Source organism: Parafrankia sp. EUN1f (genome assembly GCF_000177675.1).
Taxonomy (GTDB): domain Bacteria; phylum Actinomycetota; class Actinomycetes; order Frankiales; family Frankiaceae; genus Parafrankia.
In genome coordinates this window covers 17,776-38,330 of sequence record NZ_ADGX01000083.1, presented here as the reverse complement: position 1 = coordinate 38,330, position 20,555 = coordinate 17,776, and the positions used below count along the sequence as shown (strand labels likewise).

Annotated in this window: 11 protein-coding genes and 1 pseudogene; 6 read left to right on the top strand and 6 right to left on the bottom strand. The window is 72.5% G+C overall.

Annotation, left to right across the window (positions count from 1 at the left end; genetic code table 11):
- The 3 genes and pseudogenes from FREUN1FDRAFT_RS44145 to FREUN1FDRAFT_RS23085 form a co-directional block, all read left to right on the top strand.
- Positions 1 to 533 (top strand): annotated as a pseudogene (locus FREUN1FDRAFT_RS44145) (DUF3071 domain-containing protein); the annotation flags it as partial.
- A 162-nt stretch (positions 534 to 695) separates the two neighbouring features.
- On the top strand, positions 696 to 896 hold the full coding sequence (locus FREUN1FDRAFT_RS23090; RefSeq protein ID WP_006542635.1) for a hypothetical protein: 201 nt from the start codon (positions 696 to 698) through the stop codon (positions 894 to 896).
- Positions 897 to 1,062: 166 nt separating this feature from the next.
- Positions 1,063 to 2,166 carry a YihY/virulence factor BrkB family protein gene (locus FREUN1FDRAFT_RS23085; protein ID WP_006542634.1) on the top strand — a complete coding sequence of 368 codons (1,104 nt, stop codon included), beginning with the start codon at positions 1,063 to 1,065 and terminating at the stop codon, positions 2,164 to 2,166.
- Between the two features lie 96 nt (positions 2,167 to 2,262).
- Here FREUN1FDRAFT_RS23085 and FREUN1FDRAFT_RS23080 read toward each other — a convergent pair whose 3' ends face one another.
- Positions 2,263 to 3,432: an LCP family protein gene (locus FREUN1FDRAFT_RS23080; RefSeq protein ID WP_006542633.1), complete on the bottom strand. Its 1,170-nt coding sequence runs from the start codon at positions 3,430 to 3,432 to the stop codon at positions 2,263 to 2,265.
- 2,185 nt (positions 3,433 to 5,617) lie between these two features.
- Between FREUN1FDRAFT_RS23080 and FREUN1FDRAFT_RS23075 the strand changes: the two genes are divergently transcribed.
- Positions 5,618 to 7,024: an aminopeptidase P family protein gene (locus FREUN1FDRAFT_RS23075; protein ID WP_006542631.1), complete on the top strand. Its 1,407-nt coding sequence runs from the start codon at positions 5,618 to 5,620 to the stop codon at positions 7,022 to 7,024.
- A gap of 256 nt (positions 7,025 to 7,280) precedes the next feature.
- On the opposite strand, the gene FREUN1FDRAFT_RS23070 is transcribed toward FREUN1FDRAFT_RS23075, so the two are convergent.
- A complete protein-coding gene (locus FREUN1FDRAFT_RS23070) occupies positions 7,281 to 7,622 on the bottom strand; it encodes an Lsr2 family protein (RefSeq protein ID WP_006542630.1) in 342 nt (113 codons plus the stop codon).
- Between the two features lie 1,021 nt (positions 7,623 to 8,643).
- Between FREUN1FDRAFT_RS23070 and FREUN1FDRAFT_RS48155 the strand changes: the two genes are divergently transcribed.
- Positions 8,644 to 8,880, top strand: coding sequence for a pentapeptide repeat-containing protein (locus FREUN1FDRAFT_RS48155; protein ID WP_369809813.1), 237 nt, complete (start codon positions 8,644 to 8,646; stop codon positions 8,878 to 8,880).
- 510 nt (positions 8,881 to 9,390) lie between these two features.
- Here FREUN1FDRAFT_RS48155 and FREUN1FDRAFT_RS23065 read toward each other — a convergent pair.
- The 4 genes from FREUN1FDRAFT_RS23065 to FREUN1FDRAFT_RS23050 all read right to left on the bottom strand — a co-directional run bounded on the left by FREUN1FDRAFT_RS23065 (position 9,391) and on the right by FREUN1FDRAFT_RS23050 (position 18,550).
- A complete protein-coding gene (locus FREUN1FDRAFT_RS23065; RefSeq protein ID WP_006542629.1) occupies positions 9,391 to 10,215 on the bottom strand; it encodes an ABC transporter ATP-binding protein in 825 nt (274 codons plus the stop codon).
- Between the two features lie 99 nt (positions 10,216 to 10,314).
- Positions 10,315 to 14,358, bottom strand: a complete 4,044-nt coding sequence (locus FREUN1FDRAFT_RS23060; RefSeq protein ID WP_304412155.1) for a SpoIIE family protein phosphatase — start codon at positions 14,356 to 14,358, stop codon at positions 10,315 to 10,317.
- Between the two features lie 134 nt (positions 14,359 to 14,492).
- The gene (locus FREUN1FDRAFT_RS23055) at positions 14,493 to 17,252 is read right to left on the bottom strand and encodes a GNAT family N-acetyltransferase (RefSeq protein ID WP_006542627.1); all 2,760 of its coding nucleotides are present in this window, start codon (positions 17,250 to 17,252) and stop codon (positions 14,493 to 14,495) included.
- On the bottom strand, positions 17,249 to 18,550 hold the full coding sequence (locus tag FREUN1FDRAFT_RS23050; protein WP_006542626.1) for an acetoin utilization protein AcuC: 1,302 nt from the start codon (positions 18,548 to 18,550) through the stop codon (positions 17,249 to 17,251). The genes FREUN1FDRAFT_RS23055 and FREUN1FDRAFT_RS23050 overlap by 4 nt, the downstream gene beginning before the upstream one ends.
- Before the next feature lie 200 nt (positions 18,551 to 18,750).
- On the opposite strand from FREUN1FDRAFT_RS23050, the gene FREUN1FDRAFT_RS23045 reads away from it, so the two are divergent.
- Entirely contained in the window at positions 18,751 to 20,397 is a 1,647-nt protein-coding gene (locus tag FREUN1FDRAFT_RS23045; protein ID WP_232295359.1) for an AMP-binding protein, read from the top strand.
- Positions 20,398 to 20,555 lie beyond the last annotated feature (158 nt).

Sequence of the window (20,555 nt, the reverse complement as noted above, 5' to 3'; positions counted from 1 at the left end):
GAGGGGCCCGCCGGGCGCCGGCAGCCCGGGCCACGACCGGACGGCCGCAGGCCTCGGCCACCGGCACGCCCGCGGCGGCCGCACGCGCCGCAGGCACCGCGTCAGCAGGCACCGCGTCAGCCGGTGACATCGTGCCGGACGAGCGGGTGCCCGCTGACGCCAGCACGACCCAAGGCTCCGGCGCCACTACAGACGCCACCGCAGCCATCTCGGCCACCGACGCCGCCATCACCACCGACGCCGCCATCACCGCTGACGCCGCCATCACCGCTGACGCCGCCTTCGACGAGGCTGCCGCCACCGCACCGGCGACGGCGGCCGAAGCCGCGCCGACCTCGGCGGATGCCGACAGTGCGGAGGACACCACGGATGGCGCCTCGAAGACGTCCAAGGGCAATCAGACCACTGCTGCGGGTAATCGTGGGCGCCAGAACGGGACAGGTCGTGGCAGCGAACGTCCCGCAGGCGGTCGACGCGGACGCAAGTCGGTGCCAGCATGGGACGACATCGTGTTTGGTGCTCGCCGGCCCTGACCGGCGGGGGGCACCAAAGGCGAGGTCCGCCACCGGTCCGCCACCATGGGGCACCGGCGGCGGAGGCCGCTCTGGGTGCAACGACGCCGAGAGAGCCGGCTGTGAGTAAACCGTCACATGGTCAGGCGGAACGTCTGGCCGCTCAACACAGTTGGAGAAGGTGTGACAGGGACTACCACGAAGCCGACGCTGACCAACCTCGACCGTTGCGACAGGTGCGGCGCCCAGGCCTACGTCCGGGTCGTTCTGCCTGGGGGCGGGGACCTGCTGTTCTGCCGCCACCACGCGAAGTCGCACGACTCCAAGCTCCGCTCGGTCGCGGTCGAGTACCACGACGAGACCGAAAAGCTGAGTGTCTCCTGACACATCACGCAACCGGGGGCATGCCGTGATCGCACGGTATGCCCCCGACTCACGTCCGGCCTGGTGTCGTGGCCGCCAGGCCGGGCGTACGAGCCGCCGCTGACGGCTGCCGAGCCCCGCAGGTGCCCTCACCCGCACCATAGGCGGGCAGTCATACGGTAAGTGTGTGTCCACCACCGGGAACGAGCCGGGCCGCACCCTGGCTGCCCCGGAAGGTGGGCTGCGTGCTCTGCCGAGCCGTGCGCTGTCGAACAGCGCGCGGGTCGCCGCCAGGCGGGCGTTGCGCGCCCTCACCTGGTTCCGGGCGTTCGCGCGGTCGGATGGCCCGGATCGGGGCGAGGCGGTGCGAGATCTGGCCCGGCGGCTGCTGCAGCCGAGGTCCTGGGTTCCCTGGGGTGCGCTGCGACTGGCCCGGGCGACGGTCGCCAACGCGTGGCGGCACCGCGTCCTCGGGCTCGCCGCCGAGGCGGGCTTCTGGCAGCTTCTGTCCATGCCACCGCTGCTGCTCGCGCTGCTCGGTGCGATCGGCTACCTCGGCGACACCCTCGGCGGTGACGCCGTCGACAACGTCCGGCAGAGCATCCTCGGCGGTGCCGACAACCTGCTGACAGCGTCGGTGGTCGACGGAACGGTCCGGCCGACGATCGACCAGATCCTCTCCCGCGGCCGCCCGGACGTCATCTCCATCGGTTTCCTGTTGTCCCTGTGGACCGGGTCCACCGCCATGGCGACCTTCGTCAACACGATCACGATCGCCTACGGCCAGCGGGACCTCCGTTCCGCGGTCCGCAGCCGACTGCTCGCGCTGTGGCTCTTCATGGCCCAGGTCGCCACCGGTGTAATCCTGCTGCCCGCGCTGGTGCTCGGGCCCAGCCTGCTCTCCGACCTGCTCGACGCCGGCCGGCACCCGGCTGTGGACGAGCTGCTGCGGGACGTCTTCTGGCCTGTGGTCGGCGTGGTGGCGCTGGCCATGCTGACGACGCTCTACCACCTCGCACTACCCCAGCGACGCCCCTGGCGACGGGCGCTGCCAGGCGCCGCCCTCGCGCTGTTCCTCTGGCTGGTGGGCAGCTATCTGCTTCGGATGTACCTGGAGCTGGTCTTCAGCAACGAGCTTGTCTACGGCTCGCTCGCGGCGCCGGTCGCGGCGCTGCTGTTCTTCTACATCACCGCGCTCGCGGTACTGCTCGGCGCGGAGCTGAACGCCGCGCTGGACGAACGACCGCCCCGCCCACGCCGAGGCGGTGAGCATCGGGCCCGTCCACGCTAGCGTGCTGGTGTCTGCCTCGGCCCTCGCCAGGGCGGATGTCAGCACGGGTGCGGGTTTCAACAGGTGCGCGCGGGCTGGCGCAGGTGCGTACGGGCTTCAGTAGGTGCAGCCTGCTCCTTCCACCGGCGCGGGCGCGGCCTGGGCCAACGTGACGGTGCCCGGCGCCCCCTCGTCGAGCTGCGTCACAAGGCCGGCCGTCGTGGCGGTGTGGGCAGCCGTGGCGGGTGACCAGTTCACCGTGCGCGCGGACGTGGTCGTCGAGTCGCCGGTGCGGGGTGCCGCGGCGCTGCGCTGCGGGGAGCCGCCAAGCCGGTTGAGCAGCTCCGCCAGCTCCTCGGGCTTCGCCAGGAGTACCGACTGCTCGCCCACCTTCGACGGCGTGGCCGGCACCGTCGCGAAGGTCACCGCGCCGGTGCTGATGCCCTGCATCCGGATGGCCAGTGGGCGCAGGTCGGCCAGCGAGGTGTTCTGATCCAGGGTGAGGGCGGAGGTGGCCGCGTCGACGACGTCCAGGAGCTTCTTCGGGTTCAGCAGCGTGCTGGTCGAGGCGACCTCTCTGAAGACCACACCGAGGAACTGTTGCTGGCGACGGATGCGGTCGATGTCGCCCTCCGGCAGGCCGTAGCGCTGCCGGACGAACGCCAGGGCCTGCTCACCGTTGAGAGTGTTGTTGCCGACCTGGCCCTGCCAGCCGGAGTACCGGTCGCTGAGGTTGTTGAAGCCGCGCGCCTTCAGATCGGCCGAAAGCTCCTTCACGCAGACCGTCACGCCGCCGAGCGCGTCCGTCATCGCCTGGAAGCCCACGAAGTCGATCTGCAGGTAATGATCGACGCGGATGTTGGTGAGCGTCTCGATCGTGCGGATGAGCAGCGACGGCCCACCGTAGGCGAAGGCCGCGTTGAGCTTGGACTTCTGCGCCTCGTGCGCGACACCGGCCGAGTCGGTGTAGGCGGGAATCTGGACCCAGAGGTCCCGGGGAAAGGACAGCAGGGTCGTCGAGCCGTCGGCATCGAGATGGGCCAGGATGGTGGTGTCCGACCGTTGCCCTTCGGTCTGCCCGAACTCGCCCCCGGTACCGGCCCGGGTGTCCGAGCCGACCAGAAGGATGTTCTGGGTGCCCGACCCGGCCGCGGCCGGGCGCGCGGAGGCGTCGGAGAACTTCAGCTCCACATGCCCGACCTTGCCGTCGTAGTGACGCAGCACGGCCCAACCGGTGGTCGCCCCCAGAAGGAGGACGATCGAGACGAGCGCCGCGCACGCCGTCACGGTGCGGCGCAGCCCACTGACCGGCCGCCGCTGATCCTCCTCGGCGGGTGCAGGCCCATAGGGCTCGTAGGAGTCATAGGGGTCGCGGGGCCCACCAGGTCCACCCGGTCCACCCGGCCCACCCGGCCTGTTCGGTCCACCCGGCCTGTTCGGTCCACCCGGTGGGCCGTGGTGGGCAGGCCCGTACGGAGCCGGCCTCGGCTCACGCTGCGGCCAGCTACCGGCAGGCCAGTTCTCCGCTCCGGGCGCACGCCGAGCGGGACCCCCCGCGGGCGGCGGAGTGGGACGCGCCTGGCCCGGACGGGGCGGACCACCGCGCTCCGGGGCCGCCGGGCGCTCCGGGGGCCGGGGCTGGCGCGCCGGGGGGCGCCGAGGTGCTCCGGGCTGCCGAGGTGCTCCGGACTCCGGAGGCAGGGGCCGGCCAGACCCTCGGCCCGGTGGCGTGCGACGACGGTCACGCGGATCCCAGCGGCCCGGATCGTCATTGTTCGGAGGCCAGGTCACGGCCACGTCCCCTCGCTCACCCGCCGGGACGAGCCACGTCGCCCCCACGGAGCCGGCGGACTCCTGCCGCCGAGCGCCTGCCCGTCGAACCAACGGCTGGATCGACCGCCGAAGGCCGCCGGAATCTCATCCGACGCCGCACCAGGCTGGCCGCTGCCGACGCCGCTCGACATCCCCACGGCCGCCGCGGCAGCCGCGAACCTCGGTCGGCACGGCTACGCGGACCACCACAACGGCCCACCACTTTTCTACCTGTGTTCTGGCGACCCGCAGGGTTCTACCGATATCTCTGTCCGGCATCTGCTTGCCCGACTCGACAGTCGACATCATCAAACCGCCGGCATCCGGCCCATACCGCCCGACGTCCGACAGCCGACACCGACAGGCGCGGGCTCGGCCGGCAGACGACGCCGTCCCGCCGAACCCACCGGCCGGGCCGGGGACCCCGTTCGCGGAGCCACGTCGGCGGACGCCGGTCGCGGACCCCGGTCGCCTGGTGGTGGCCGCGGTCGATGGACGGACCACCTGGGACCGGCCCGTCGCGGCGATCACACGGTCTGAATACCACCAGACTTGAAAGGATTAGGAATTAGAGGGCCACGACCAGTGCCTTCCACCCGGCGCAATCGTCGCTACCATCCGGCCGCCGGACACCGCGCGTCGCGGGTGGGCACCGGTGGCGCCAATAACACGGAACTCCCGGACTTCCACGATCGACCTGCCGGGTTTGCGCCCTCACCGCGACAGGCGGTAAGTGATGAACGCCATACTCCGCCCCCTGCGGCCAAGGCCCGCGGCGCCCGTTCCGCCCGCGGGTGCACCGGTTTACCCGGCGCCGGAGCGCCCGCGCCCGAATTCGGTGCCGAGACGTGGCACGAACCGAAGGCGACGTACCCCTCCCCCACCAGGTTGGGCCCATATCACAACCACGCCGGTAGTTCTTCCACCGAACATCTCCGACCGAACACCGAAGTCGGCAACGATCCGCGACATGAAGTTACGGTCCGTTGCACCGCGCCAGGGTGCGTGACGGCTGATTGGCAACCGCCGCCACTCCCCGTGAACTGCGGCGATCATTTGCCGGTGGCCGGGCCGTGGGATCGCGGATCGGTGCCGCCTCTCGAGCGTCGCACCGGACGCTCCAGGTGTCACGATGAGTACGCATCATCATCGCTAACGGATCCAGACAAAATCTGGGCGAGATCCGGTGCGAGATGAGCTGCGGAGCGAACCGGCCGCGTCCGCCACAGCGAGCGCCGCTACCCGACCATGGCTCGATCGGCCTACCGTTAACGGTATGAGCGCCCAGTCCCACCAAACACCAGCTTCACACCCCGCCGCGGCGCCGTCGCAGGACAGCCCGACCGCGGACAGCGCACAACGGAGCTCTCTCACTTCGGGCGGCTCGGAAGTGGCGTCCGTCCGGTCTTCGACGGGTGTCTCCGCACCGGCCGCATCCGCAACGGGGTCCGCGGAAAACCCGGGCGAGGAGGATCAGGAATCGTCCCGGCCGACCATCGGGACAACTCGGCCACAGGAGTCGGCGAAGATTGCCACGGATCCACGGGCACCGCTGCCCGCCGCGGGCGGTGTGACGACGGATGAACAAGCCGCGGACGAACCGGACAGGAGCGGACAGGCCAAACACGATGAGACGCCCCACGCAGCCTTCAGGCGTTTCATGGCGAGCGGGTGGGCACCGGTGGACACGATCGTCGCACCGCGTGACGACTGCGCTCCCTACACCACCAAGCGGCGTGGGCTTCTCACCACAAGATTCCCCTCCGACACACTCGTCGTACCGAGCGGCGGGCTCCATGTGCGGGCGAACGACACCGATTACCCGTTTCGCCCGGGCAGTGACTTCTTCTGGCTCACCGGATGTCACGAACCGGACGCCGTCCTGATCCTGCATCCCAACGCGGCCGGTGACCATGACGCCGTGCTCTATCTCGCCGACCGTTCTGACCGGTCCAGCTCCGCGTTCTACACCGATCGCCGATACGGCGAACTATGGGTCGGCCCTCGCCCCGGTGTGCGGGAGACCACAGCCGCGCTCGACATCGAATGCAGGCCGCTGCCGGAACTACCCGAAGCACTCGCCCAGCTCTCCCCGGCAAGGACGAGAGTTCTGCGCGGGCTGGACAGCCGAGTTGATCGGGCGGTGAGCCGCTGGGCGCCGTCCGGCGCGCCCGTCGACCGGGATGCCGTGTTCGCCCAGACGCTGTCCGAACTTCGACTGGTCAAGGATGATTTCGAGATCGCGCGGCTGGACGAGGCGGTCGCCGCGACCATTGTCGGCTTCACCGAGTGTGTGACCGAGTTCGGTTATGCCGCGACACTGCCCAACGGTGAGCGTTGGCTGGAGGGAACCTTCTGGCGGCGGGCCCGGGTCGACGGCAACGACGTCGGTTACGGATCCATCGTGGCCTGCGGACCACACGCGACAACCCTGCACTGGGTGCGGGATGACGGCCCCGTGCGGCCCGGTGACCTGGCGCTTCTCGACATGGGCGTCGAGAGCCGCTCGCTGTATACCGCCGACGTGACGCGGACGCTGCCGGTGAACGGACGCTTCAGCCCGTTGCAGCGCCAGGTCCATGAGATCGTGTACCAGGCACAACAGGCTGGAATAGCGGCGGTCCGGCCGGGTGCGGCCTTCCTCGATCCACACCGCGCGGCGATGCGGGTGATCGCACAGGCCCTGCACGACTGGGGGCTGCTTCCGGTCACGCCCGACGAGTCACTCAGCGAGGATCCGAAGGCCCCGGGTGCCGGCCTGCATCGGCGCTACACGCTGCACTCCACGTCACACATGCTCGGACTGGATGTGCATGACTGCGCGCACGCACGCGACGAGACATACCGGGATGCGGCGCTGGAGGCCGGGATGGTGCTGACCGTCGAGCCGGGCCTCTACTTCCAGCCCGATGACCTCACCGTCCCACCGGAGCTTCGTGGGATCGGCGTCCGGATAGAGGACGACATCCTGGTGACGTCACAGGGAAGTCGGAACATGTCGACCGCGCTCCCGCGTTCGGCCGACGATGTCGAAAAGTGGATGGCCGGCGAAGCCGTCAGGCACTGAAACCACGGGGATCCAGCCGGCCGGCCGCCCATTTGGTCGCCCCCGGCCGCAGTACGGCCATCGGCCGGCAATCGGCACAACGTGGTCTGGTTCCTGCCCATCGACCACTCGATGGGCAGGAACCAGGACGCGAAACATGATCACGTCTTCTTCGGCCGCCGGCCCGAGGAGACCCACACCAACTATCAGGGTTGTGCTCGGGTAGTACCTGGGTCGATGACTCGACACGTCGACCCGGAAAGCAGTGGGACCTGGCTCAGTGAGCCTTGTCGTACGCCTCAACGATGTTCGACGCGATACGCCCACGGTCACTCACCGTGTAGCCGTTGCTGCGCGCCCACTCACGAATGTCGGCGGTGCGGTCGGTTCCACCGGTACGCCGCGAAGCAGCCCGGGCGCCACGCCGGCCACTGGCAGCACGCCCGCCGGAACGACGAGCGGCGGTGACGAACGGCGCCAGCGACTCCCGCAACTTCGTGGCGTTCTTCTCCGACAGGTCGATCTCATACTGTGCGCCGTCCAGTCCGAACCGGACTGTCTCGTCGGCCTCTTCTCCGCTGAGATCGTCAATCAACGAGACGATGGTCTTCTGGGCCATGCCACTCTCCTTCAGGTCAGCGGACCGCAGAACTTACGGGTCTAGTATTACCACGAGAACACCGTGAACTGTCACGCCTGGTTCGTCAGACTCGCGAGGCAACCACGACGATGGCGCAAGTCGCTGGCTCGAGGTGGGTGCTCGACGCAGCCCAAAGGAGTGGATCGACATCGACATGATAGAGAGATGATCATGTTCTTCGAATCACACCTTCCGGTTCGAAACGTCGACCCACGAACGTCCCGACGACGGCACGCGGCAACCCACCAGCGACCCGCCTCGGCACCGAGACACCGGTACGCGGACGGGCAGCAGGCTTCGCACGCCTCCGGACCGTTCGATTGCCCGGCAAACGAGGCCACCCGCACAGCGGCGTCTTTGGTCAAGCCCGGGCCCGTGAACCCACCGTCGTGTTTGCCAAAGCCGACCCGCGGCGCCGGATGAGTACGCCGGATTCCGCTCCTGACGCTATGCGCCCGACTGGCATGGACTACCGGCTCACCTGGGTCGTCGACGCGGCGAACGTGATTGGCACACGACCAGACGGCTGGTGGCGGGATCGCGCCGCCGCCGCCGGGCGACTACACAGGGACATTCTCACCCTGCTCAGCCGGCCGGATGGACTCCGCTCTCCGGCGGATCGACCGTCACAGGTGCTTCTTGTTCTCGAGGGAGCCGCCCGGGCCGGTGTACCGGCCGGGCCGACCATGCATAGGTTCGCACCAACCGCGGCCGGTACGAGCGAAATCTCCAGCGACGACCAGGAAGACCGGACACCGGCAGCAGCACCGGAACTGAAGTCACCGTTACTGAGAATGAGCGTGGAACCCCCACGGCTCCTGGTGATCCATGCACCGGCCAGTGGGGACGACGCGATCGTGGAAGCGGTACGCACCACGCCACCACCGACTCTGGTCGTGACATCGGATCAGGCACTGCGAGATCGCGTTCGCGCGCTGGGCGCACGGGTGGTGGGCTCTGGCTGGCTCCGGGATGTCCTTGACGGGGTCAGTACACCTATATGCCGGAAATCACTATGCGGGGAATCACACCCACCCGGCACGGCCCCGGGAGCCGACAAGTTCCGGCCACCGAACCAATAGCCCTCGCGCCATCTGCGGTTCAGCCCTGCTCCGCTCGGCTGTCAGGCACATCGCTGTCAGGCGCCCGGCTGTCAGGCACATCGCTGTCAGGCGCTCGGCCCTCCGCCGCCCGCTCGTCAGGCTCTCGCCCGTCAGGCATTCGGCCCGCCAGGTGACGGCCCGTCGGGCGTTCCGACACCGCCGGCGGGACCGCGCTCCGTGGCCGACCGGCACGCCTGCCCACACGAGAGCCAGCGGGCCGCCTCAGCGGGTCAGACAAGCCTTCGAAGGGCGAGAGGGTAAATGAAACCCCGGATTCGCCGCGTCGCGGCGCACAGACGCTCTGAGCCGCTCGCCCAGACGCCCGGCCCCTCGCCACCGGGCCGGGCCACATCCGGTACGGGATCCCGCGGCCCCAGCCGGCCCGAACACCGGCATGGGACCGACGGCCGGCCACCGCCACCGCGCCTGCGCGGGCACCCACCGGTTGCGTTCCCCGTGCCCGAAGCCACTCACCACGAAGCCACCGCCACGAAGCCACCCGCGGTGGTGCGCCCGGTACGGGAATCCCCGCCCGGCCGCCCCATCAGGCCAGGTGCTGCCAGTGCCGCGGCAGGCATCCGATGCGGGTCAGGCCCGCGCCGGACCGGCCAGACCGAAACCGCCGGCCGAGCCGAGGCCGGAGATCAGACCGAGACCGGAGCAGACGGTCGCCGTGGCCCCGGGGCGGCCAGTCGAGCCGAGTACCGGCCCGCCGAGGCCGTCACCTCCAGGGGAAGCCCGAAACAGGCCGACAGATGCTCGGAGACCAGAACCTCGGCCGCCGGGCCGGCCGCGAGAACCTCGCCCCGGCGCAACAGCAGCGCGTGGGTGACCCCGACGGGGATCTCCTCCACGTGGTGGCTGACAAGGACCGTGACCGGAGCACCGGGATCGGCCGCGAAGCGGGTGAGCCGCCGCAGCAGCGCCTCCCGGGCGCCGAGATCGAGGCCGCTGGCCGGCTCGTCCAGCAGCAGAAGCTCGGGGTCGGTCATCAGCGCGCGGGCGATCTGGACGCGCTTACGCTCTCCCTCGGAGAGGGTGCCGAAGCTCCGCTCGGACAGGCTCCGGCAACCGAACTGGCTCAGCAGATCCGCCGCCCGCTTGAGGTCGACCTCGTCGTACTCCTCGCGGCCGCGCCCGAGCACCGACCAGCCCGCGGTGACCACCGCGTCCAGCACCCGCTCGTAGTTCGGCGGCTTGTCGCTGAGAACCGGGCCGACCACCCCGACCCGGTAGCGAATGTCCTGCAGATTGACCCGGCCCATCCGCTCGCCGAGAAGATCAACCACGCCCGAGGTCGGGAACAGCCGTGACGAGGCGATCTGAAGAAGCGTCGTCTTACCCGCGCCGTTCGGGCCGAGCAGCACCCAGCGCTCGCCCTGGTTCACAACCCAGTTCACGTTTCGCAACAGGTCTACCCCATCGCGCCTGACCGTGACGTTCTCTAGGCGCAGCACCGCTTCCGGCATGACGCTCACGTTACGCGAGGCGGTGTGGGATCCGACGGCCCGGCCGTGAGAAAGCCCGCCTGCACCCTCTCGATGGCCGGCCGCCGAAGGCCCGGACGATCAGAGGCCGTCCGGATCGATCTCCGCCCACACCAGCTTGCCTTCGGGCAACGGGCGCGTACCCCAGCGCACGGCGAGCCGCCCGACCAGGTCGAGCCCGCGGCCCGCCTCGTCATCCGGGCTGGCGTGTCGCCGGCGCGGCATACGTCCGCCGGCGTCGGTGACCTCGATCAGCAACCGCCGAGAGCTCCCGCCACCAGCGCCCGCGGCCTCGCCCGCGATCCCCATCCGTCGGACCCGCGCCGAAAGCGGCGACCGGCCGTGCACCAGCGCGTTGCCGACGAGCTCGGACAGCACGAGCACCACGGTGTCGATCACCGCGGGCGCGATCAGGGCGTTCTCCATGGCGACCCGGACGTGTGCCCGAACCTGGCTGAGACCCCCGGCCGGATCGACGGTGACGTCCAGTTGATCCACCGCCGGGCCCGGCTCGGGCAGCCTGGCCAACAGCAGGGCCACATCGTCATCCGGCCCCGACGCTGACGCCGGTGTGGGCGCCGGGCCCGAACCCGGGCCCGAACCGTCCGAACCAGCACCGCTCGCCCGCGACCCGGCCGCGCAGGCGGCCCGGGCGAGCAGGTCGAGCCGGCCGTCCCAGTCCTCGACCGGGCGGGCGAGCACGGCGGCCAGGTTCGACACGCCCGCGTCGATGTCTGTGGACCGCCCCCGGACCAGCCCGTCGGTGAACAGGGCGAGCAGCGCCCCGGGACCCAGCTGCACGGTGTATTCGGTCATCGCGTCGCGGGCCAGCCCGAGTGGCGTCGCGACCGCCATGTACAGGCGCGACACCAGCCCGTTCGGAGCGACCACCAGCGGCGGCGGATGTCCCGCGCTGGCCAGGGTGAGCTGGCCGGTCTCGATCTCGATCACGGCGTAGATGCAGGTGGCGATCAGGTCCTCGCCGAGGTCGGCGACGAGCCGGTCGAGCTGGGTGAGGACCTCCACGGGCGGCAGGTCCAGCCGGGCGCAGGTGCGCACCGCGCTGCGAAGCTGCCCCATCAGCGCCGCGGCGCGCAGGCCGCGGCCCATGACGTCCCCGATGACCAGCGCCACCCGGCCGGCGCCCAGGTCGATGGCGTCGAACCAGTCACCGCCGACCTCGTCCGCATCCCCGGCGGGGACATACCGGGCCGCCAGCTCCAGGCCGGCCACGACGGGCATCCGGGGCAGCAGGGCGGTCTGGAGCGCGCGGGCCTCGCCACCGGCCCGGCCACCGGCCTGGGCGCGCTCCAGCGCCGGCGCGGTGTGGGCCGCGATCTCGGTGAGGAACGTCAGGTCGTCCTTGGTGAACGCGGCCCGCCCACCGGCCGCGATGATCACCATGACCCCGGCGGGACGTCCACGCCGCATGATCGGGATCGCGGCGGCGCTGTGGCCCTCGGCGTCGCGTACCCAGCGGGCCAGGTCCGGGGCCAGAGCTCCGTCCAGGAAGGGCGCCAGGCCCGTGGACGTCGGCTCACCGGGCAGCGCCGTGCCCTCCCCCAGGGACAGCAGGACGGGCACGGTCCGGCCCGGCGAACCGTCGCCGTCGCCGTAGGCGTAGGCGGCAGCGGCCAGGGGGCCGGTCGTGGGCAGCACGAGCGCGGGTCCACCGGGCAGCGGCGCGGCGGTCAGGCCGTTCCTGACCGCGACGGCCACCGGGCGCACACCCGCGGCGCCGTCCGCCGCTTCCACGTCGTCCACCGCGGGGTTCAGGTAGATCAGGCAGACGTCGGCGATCTCACCGACCACGACCGAGGCCAGCGCGGCCAGCGCCCGGTCGGCGTCCGCGGCCGCGGCCACCGCGACGCTGGCCTGCGAGAGCACCTCGAGCCGCCGCAGCGCCCCGTCGGCGACCGCCTGGTGGGCCTCGGCGGCCAGCCGCGCTGCGGCGAGCTCCGCCTCGGCCTCCTCACGGGCGACCCGCCGCCCGGCCGCCTCGGCCGCGAGCCGCTCGAACAAGGTCGCGCGCTCCAGCGCCTGCGCGGTCTGTTCAGCCAGCGTCAGGAGAAAGTCCTGGTCGTCGCCGCCGAACTCGCGTACATCGGGAAACCCCAGATGCAGCACGCCGAACGGCGCGTCCGTCGTCACCAGCGGCAGCAGGGCCCAGCTGTGCTCCGGACCGGACTCGACGGCACCCAGCAGCTCGGCGACGGGCCAGCGCGCGCTCAGCTCGTCCCGGCTGCCCAGGAAGATCGGCCGCCGGCCGCGGACCACCTCGGCCAGCGGATGGATCGCGCCGAGCGAGACCTCCGACCAGTGCGCGGTGTACTCCGCCGAGGCGCCGACCAGGGCGTCGAACCGGAGCCGGTCGTCGGCGGAGTCGATCAGGGCGACCCCTCGGCTGACGGCGCGCGCGGCGCGACCGCCGTGTTCGACCACGGCGGCGACCACGTCGTCGACCGTCACCGCCCGGCCGAGCGCCGTGGTGAGGCGGCGGGACTGTTCCCGGCGCCACGCCGCCTCGTCAGCGGCCGCGGCGACCGACGCCCGCGTCGCCGCGGCGGACCGGGCCTCGGTGACGTCCGTGAACACGCCGACCCACTCGACGTGCTGGCCCTGCTGGCCGTCCACCTCCGTCGGCAGCAGCCGCGCGGTGATCTTCCGGGGGGCGCCGAGGACGTCCTGAACGGTGAACTCGCCGTCGAAGGGCTCCCGGCGCTCCACCGCGCCGCGCCAGGCCCGGCGGACCCGATCCCGGTCGTCCGGGTACAGCGCGTCGAGCCAGCCGAAGCCGGCGGTCTGGGCGCCAGACTGGCCGGTCATGGCACGCCAGCGGGGCAGATCCGTGTCCAGCGCGCCGTCCGGGCCACCGTGGAAGACATCGGCGGCGGTGGCCTCCGCCAGCGCGCGCTCACGGGCCACGGACCGGCCGAGGTCGGCCTGGGCGGTCTTCGCGCGGGTCGCGTCGATCGCGACCAGGACCGCTCCCGCGGGTGCGCCGAGCCGGTCCGTGGCCGGGTACCAGCTGGCCAGCCAGGTCTGGTTCGGCCCCGAGCCGCCCGTGGCGACCCCGATCTCAAGATCGGTGACCGGTTCGCCGGTCCGCAGGACCCGCCCCAGCAGGACGTCCATCTCCTGGCCGATGTCGCCGAGCAGCTCCGGCATCGTGCGGCCGAGGTGCTCGGCGGCCGAACGGCCGTTGAGGCCGGCCAGCACCTCGTTGACCCGGACATACCGGCCGGAGGTGTCGTAGAGGGCGAGCCCGACGGGCGCCCGGTCGAACAGCGCCTCGCGCAGGGCCTGGCCGACGAGATCGGTGGGCAGCGGCGGTGACGAGCCCGGCTCGGTGCCGGCGCCGGCACCGGTCGCGGACAGGGCCGGGACCGCGCTGCCCGGACCCACGGGACCGCCGGAACCACCGAAACCGCCGGGACCGCCGCCCGCGCCACCCGCCGCCGAGCTGTTTTCGAGGGCCGGCCCGCGCCAGGACGTACCGAAATCAGACGGTGGCGCCACACTCGCGCCGGGTGGAGGCGTCAACGGGAAGCCGGGGATGCCGGCGAAGCCCGACCCGGGCTCCCCCGCGAGAAGGCCTCCGTCCGTGCCAGGGCCGGCGGCCGATGCCCCGAACGCTCCCGGCCCAGTCGTCCCCGGCCCCGGCCCCGGCCCCGGCGTGGCGGTCGGTGGCGGCGTGGCGGTCGGCGGTGGCATCGACGACGACGCTGCCGGCTGCGGGACGGGCGGCTGCGGACCTGACAGAGGAGGAACCGACTGCGGCAGGCCGGACAGCGGCGGTCCTGACAGCGGCGCGGCCGGTGGCGCGGTGGTCGGCGGCGGCACCGGCGGCGGCGGCGGGATCGTGGGCGGCGGCGCTGTAGGCGGCGGTACCGACGGCCGTGCGGGCACCGGCAGCGGGAAGCCCGCCGATGACAGCGGCCCATGGGTCTCGCTGTCGTCATCCCCCACGAGGGGCTCCCAGCCGGACGGGATCCGCTGCTGGCCGACGGCGGCCCGCGCACCGGTGACGTCCGGGTAGGACGACCAGCCGTTCTCGCTGCTCTGGTCGTTCCAGCCGTCCAGAGCCCGGCCGAAGTCGTCCCAGCCGACGACGGGCGATCCCACCCGCTCCCCGCCCGGCTGGCCTGGAACCGGAGCCGGGCCAGCCGATCCAGCGGGTTCGTCACCGACGGCGTCACGGCCGCCCGTCTCGGGGCCGTCGGACGGCCGGCCTGTTGGCTGGGCAGGGTACGGCGTGGTCATGGCAGACGATTGTGGACGGTGGGGACACGTTGTGCCGAACCGGGCTGTGTGTCGGCCTCCGCGACACGCACCGTGGCACCCGCCAACGCGCCCTGGGCACCCGCCCGCCAGAAGCGACGCGGGCCCGCGTCGGCGCGCGGGATCGGCGGGGCGAGAACGATCTCCGCGGAGAGCACGCTGACCCCGTCCGCCGAGACGATCACGGGCTCCAGGGCCAGGCGCCGCACCGCGCCGGTCTCGTCCACCAGGCGCGCCAGCCGCAGCAGCAGGTCCTCCAGCGCGGCGACGTCGACGGGAGCGGCGCCGCGGTAGCCGAAGAGCAACGGTGCCGCCTTCACGGACCGGACCAGCCGCGCGGCGTCGGCGTCGGCCAGCGGGAGGATGTGGTGCGCACGGTCGCCGAGCAGCTCCGTCGCCGCGCCCGCCAGCCCGAAGGACACCAAGGGCCCGAAGCGGGGGTGCTCCTCGGCGCCGAGGACCACCGCCACCCCGGTCGGCACCATCCGCTGCACGACGATCGGCCCGTCCGGCCCGACGCGCTCCACCAGGGACCGCCAGGCCTCCCGCAGCACCGCCGGGTCCGCCAGGTCGAGGCGTTGCCCGCCCAGCTCCGGCCGGTGCCGATACCGGCTCGCGCGTGCCTTGAGCGCCACCGGCCAGCCGAACAGCTCGGCCGCCTCCACCGCCTCGTCCGCATCCCGGACGACCTGGCTGGGGACGACGTCGATGCCGTAGCAGTCGAGGAGCTCACTCGCGGCGCCGGCGGTGAGCCGGCCGGTCACGCCGTCGGTCAGCCGCCGGGCCTCGTCGCGCCGAACCGGTGTGGTGGGGATGGTCCCCGCGGGCAGGGCACGCCAGTCGGCGTAGGCGACCGCTCCGCGCAACGCTCCGACCGCGGCCTCGGGCGAGAAGTAGACCGGGAGCCCGGACGCCTCCGGTGGCACCCGCGAGCCCCGGACGGTGGCGAGGACGGGCACGCTGACGGCCCTCGCCGCGGCGGCGGCACCGAGAGCCGCCGGCGCCGGGTCCGGGTCAGGGTTCAGATCCGAGTTCGGGCCCGGCAGCGACGTGGGCAGCCGGACCGCGACGGTGATCAGCGCATCCGCCCGCAAGGCGGCGGAGACCAGCGCGGCCCGGAAGGCCTCGGTGCTGCTGCCGGCCGGCAGCAGCACCTCCTCGACCGCGAGCCCCGCCGCGTCCGCCGCCCGGGCGGTGAACCGGACCAGAGCCCGTGAGTCACCGACGACCGCCACCCGGTTGCCCGCCGGCAGCGGGCAGGTGGCGAGCAGCAGCGCGACGTCCAGCCCCTGGGAGACCCGGTCGACGCCGATCACCCCGGCCTGGCGCAGCAGCGCCTCGTCCAGTGGCGTCCGTTCGGAGAGGACGACGACCACCGGGGTGTCGCGGCCCAGCCAGCGGGCCAGCCGGGCGAACTTGCGCGGGTTGCCGAAGGTCTCCAGGTGCATGAGGGCGACACCGGTCGACGTGTCCGCCTTCCAGAACTGGAGCAGGTCGTTACCGCTGACGTCGGCGCGGTCACCTGCCGAGACGAAGACCGAGAAGCCCAGCCCGCGCGCGGCCGCCGCCTCCAGCAGCGCGCCGCCGAGCGGGCCGGACTGGGAGTAGCAGCCGATGCGTCCGGGGGCGGGCAGCTGGTTCACCAGCGAGGCGTTCAGGCCGGCGGCGACGTTCTGCAGGCCCAGGCTCGCCGGGCCGACCACCCGCATGCCGCGGGCGCGGGCGTCGGAGGCGAGCCGGGCGTCCGCCTCGTCATCGCGCTGGTCGGTCATGACCACCAGACCGCGCACACCGTGGCGGCCGCAGGAGGCGACCACGCCGGGAATCTCGCCCGGCGGCACGCACAGCACCGCCAGATCGACCGGTGGCGGCGTGTCCTCGACCGACGCGTACGCCCGCACCGAGGCGACGGCGCCGTCGGTGGCCGCTGCCGCGGGGTTCACCGGGTAGACCGGGCCGTCGAACCCGCCCGCCAGCAGGTTGCGCAGGACGATGTTGCCGAGCGATTCCCGGTCGCGGCCGGCTCCGATCACCGCCACCGCCCGTGGGTGCAGCAGCCGGTGCACGGACGCGGCCTCGGCCCGGTGCTCCCTGGCTCGCATCACGTCGACGGAGCGGGTGGTGGGCGCGATGTCGAACGACAGGTGGGCGGCCCCGGACTCCCAGGCGCGCGAGACCGTGTAGCCGGCGTCCAGGAAAACCCTGATCATCTGCTGGTTCTCGCTGAGCACGTCGGCGTCGAAGCGCCGCACCCCCCGCTCGGCCGCGGCGGCGGCCAGGTGTTCGAGCAGCACGGAGCCGATCCCGCGGCCCTGCTGGGCGTCCTCGACCAGGAACGCGACCTCCGCCTCGGGGGTGGGCCCGGCGTCCGGTGACTGCCCGCGCTCCCAGTGGGCGAGCCCGACGAGCTCACCACCGATCAGTGCCACCAGCGCGCCGCGGACCCGCTGGTCGACGTTGGTCGTCCGGGCGATGTCGGCGTCGCTGAGGCCGCGGCGGACGTTGAAGTACCGGAAGTAGATCGTCCGGGTCGACAGCCGGGACCAGAACGGCCGCAGCAGCTCCCCGTCCGCCGGCCGGATCGGACGGATGTGTGCCGTGCCGCCGTCCGAGAGGATGACATCGGCCTCCCAGTGGGCCGGATAGTCGTGCGGCTGCGGCTGCGGCTGCGGCTGCGGCGGTGATGGCGGTGGCTGCGGCGGTGATGGCGGCCCCGCGGCGGGCGGCGCGGCGCTCAACGGTCCCGGAGCGGGTCGAGGCCGTGCAGGGGCAGCACCATGTTGCGGGTCGCGGCCACCGCCCGGTCGAGCGGATCGTCCTGGTCGCCGACGCCCGCGTCCCAGGGGTGGAAGCGCGTCGACGCGCCGTCGCCGAACGTGGACGGCATCCCGGCGGCGCCGACCGAGGTGTGGCCGGTCGCCGCCCGCACCCTGGCCGGCGCCGCGGCCGCCCATTCCTCGGGCAGCGGCCGGGCCCCGTCCAGGGTGGCGTGCGAGGCGATCGCGAGCAGCTGGGTCCAGGCCCGGGGCACCACTGCGTCCAGGGCGTAGCCGCCACCGCCGCAGGCCACCCAGCGCCCCTCGCAGACCTCGTGGGCCAGGGCGTGCAGCGCCTCGTAGGAGGCACGCTGCCCGTCCAGCGACAGCCGCAGGTCAGCGAGCGGGTCGAGCAGGTGCGTGTCGCACCCGTGCTGGGTGACCAGAACCTGCGGCCGGAACGCGCGCAGCAGGACCGGCACCACCCCGGAGAACGCCCGCAGCCAGCCGGAGTCACCCGTCGCCGGCGGCAGCGCGACGTTGACCGCGGTGCCCTCGGCGCTGCCCTCCCCGATCTCCCGGGGGAAGCCGGTGCCGGGGAACAGCGACATTCCGCTCTGGTGCAGCGAGATGGTCAGCACCCGCGGATCGTCGTAGAACGCGGCCTGCACCCCGTCACCGTGGTGGACGTCGACGTCGACGTAGGCGACCCGGGTGGCGCCGGCCGACAGCAGCCAGGCGATCGCGACCGCCGGATCGTTGTAGACGCAGAACCCGCTCGCCGCACCGCGCATCGCGTGGTGCAGGCCGCCCGCGAGGGACACCGCATGGCGGTGGGTGCCCTCCCACACCGCCCGTGCCGCGGCCAGCGTGCCGCCGGTGATGAGGGCGGAGGCGGCGTGCATCCGGTCGAAGACAGGATTGTCCGCGGTGCCGAGCCCGTACCTCGCCGCCAGCAGGCTGCCCGTCGCCGAGCCCGGCGAGGCCGCGCGGACCGCACCCACGTAGTCGGGATCGTGGACCAGCTCGATCAGCTCGTCGGCGGCCATGCCCGCGGCGGCGACGGTGAGCCCGGGCGCCTCCAGCAGGCCGGCCGCGGTGGCGAGCTCCATGGTCAGCGCCAGCCGGACCGGATGCAGCGGATGGGCCGGACCGAAGTTGTAGTCGAGCATCCCCGGGTCCCAGACCACGAGGGTGCCGTCGCCCGCGCCGCCGTCCCCGGCGGCCCGATCAGCCTCCGGGGACCCGACCGACCGCGACTGCACTGGCTGGACGTTCACGGACCCGCTCACACGACAAGACGGTAACTCCCGTGGCTCTCCGGCACGACCGCTCGGCGACTCGCGGGCGATTGACCGGCGAGGACACGTTAGGGTCAGATCACGTGGCGGGAGATGAAAGTCCAGTAAACGACGAATCACACGATCAGTCGCCCGCGGGCACGGGCCACTTCGCGGCCACCGGCTCCGGAACGTCACGCGTGGCGTCGTCACGCGCCGCACCATCACGCACGCCGGTGGGAACCGTGCTGTGGGAGCCGTCGGCCCAGCGCGTCGCAGAGGCATCCGTCACCCGCTTCCAGGAGTGGCTCGCGCAGGACCACGGCGTGTCCTTCGCCGAGCGGACCGGGCTCGCCCGCTGGTCGGTCACCCAACCGGGCCTTTTCTGGGACGCGGTCTGGGAGTTCTGCGCCGTCGAGGGCGACCGCGGCGACGGCCCGGCACTGACCGGCACCGGGCTGGCCGACGCCCGCTGGTTCGCCTCCGCACGCGTCAACTACGCCGAGAACGCGCTCAGCCGCCGCGGCCCCGCACCCGCGATCATCGCCGTCCGCGAGGACGGCGTGACCACCATCGTCAGCTGGGACGAGCTTCGGCGGCAGGTGGCACGGGCCGCCACCGGCCTGCGCCGGCTCGGCGTCGGCCCCGGGGACAGGGTTGCCGCGGTGCTGCCCAGCGGAGCGCAGGCCGTGGTCGCGATGCTGGCGTCGGCGAGCCTCGGCGCGGTGTGGGCCTGCTGCCCGCCCGAGCTCGGCCTGGCGGACATCGCCGACCGTTTCGCCCCCATCACGCCGAAGGTGCTGATCGGCGTCGACGGGTACACCCGCGAAGGCGAGGTGTTCGACTCGGCGCAGTCGCTGGCCGACCTGGCCCGCCGCCTGCCCAATCTGGCCGCGACGGTGGTGGTTCCCTACCTCGCGGCCGACGCCCTGACCCGGGCGGCCCAGGCGCGGACCCCGGCCCTGACATCCTGGGATGATCTGCTCGCCGTGGCGGAGGACCTGGTCTGGGCCCGGCTCCCGTTCGACGCGCCGCTGTGGATCCAGTTCAGCTCCCCGGACACCGGCGTGGCGAAGCCCGTCGTCCACGGGCACGGCGGCATCCTGCTCGAGCACCTGAAATCGCTGGTGCTGCACCTGGATCTCGGGCCGGACGACCGCTTCTGCTGGCTGGCCACCACCGGCGAGGCGATGTGGAACCTCCTGGTCTCCGGCCTGCTCACCGGGTCGGCGATCGTCCTGTACGACGGCAGCCCGGCCCGGCCGGACCTGTCGATCCTGTGGCGGCTCGCGGAGGCGGTCGAGGTGACCTGCCTGGGCCTGCCCGCCTCGTTCGTGGAGACGTGCCACGGCTCGGGGCTGGTGCCGGCGAGCGTCGCCGATCTCTCGCTGCTGCGCACCGTGGCGGCTTTCGGATCGCCGTTCACGCCGGACGCGGCCGCGTGGGTCTACGAGACGGTGAGCCCGTCGGTCGCCTTCAGCGCCATGAGTGGCGGTGGCGACCTCGGCGCGCCCACGATCGCGGCACTGCCCACCGCGCCGGTGCGGGCCGGTGAGGCCGGCGCGGCGCTGGGCTGCGCCGTCGCCGTGGTCGACCCGGCCGGCTACCCGGCCAGGGGCCCGGCGGACGTCTACGGTGAGCTGGTCGTGACCATGCCGATGCCGGCGATGCCACTGTTCGTCTGGGGCGATCCAGCTGGATCGTGGCTCTTCCAGACCCGGCTGGCACGTTTCCCCGGCTGGTGGTCGCAGAACGAATACGCGCGCCCGACGCCGTCGGGGGCCTTCGCCGTGGGCGATGTCCTGTACCCGACGCTCCTGCCATCCGGCGTCCGCGCAGGCTACTGACGCGTTGGCCTCTGACGGGCAGGCGTCTCGCCGGGCCGGTTTCGACAGGCCGGCTTCCAATAGGAAAAGCCGGATCCTCATGGCGAGGATCCGGCTTCCGACCACCCGTACCGGAGCGAGGACGGCTGCCCCTGCTCCGGGCTGTGCTATGGGCGCCG

Excerpts from the sequence above, each read along its gene's own strand:
- FREUN1FDRAFT_RS23075 (WP_006542631.1), top strand. The coding sequence starts at position 5,618 with ATGGCGAGCGGGTGGGCACCGGTGGACACGATCGTCGCACCGCGTGAC.
- FREUN1FDRAFT_RS23070 (WP_006542630.1), bottom strand. The coding sequence starts at position 7,622 with ATGGCCCAGAAGACCATCGTCTCGTTGATTGACGATCTCAGCGGAGAA.
- FREUN1FDRAFT_RS48155 (WP_369809813.1), top strand. The coding sequence starts at position 8,644 with ATGCCGGAAATCACTATGCGGGGAATCACACCCACCCGGCACGGCCCC.
- FREUN1FDRAFT_RS23065 (WP_006542629.1), bottom strand. The coding sequence starts at position 10,215 with ATGCCGGAAGCGGTGCTGCGCCTAGAGAACGTCACGGTCAGGCGCGAT.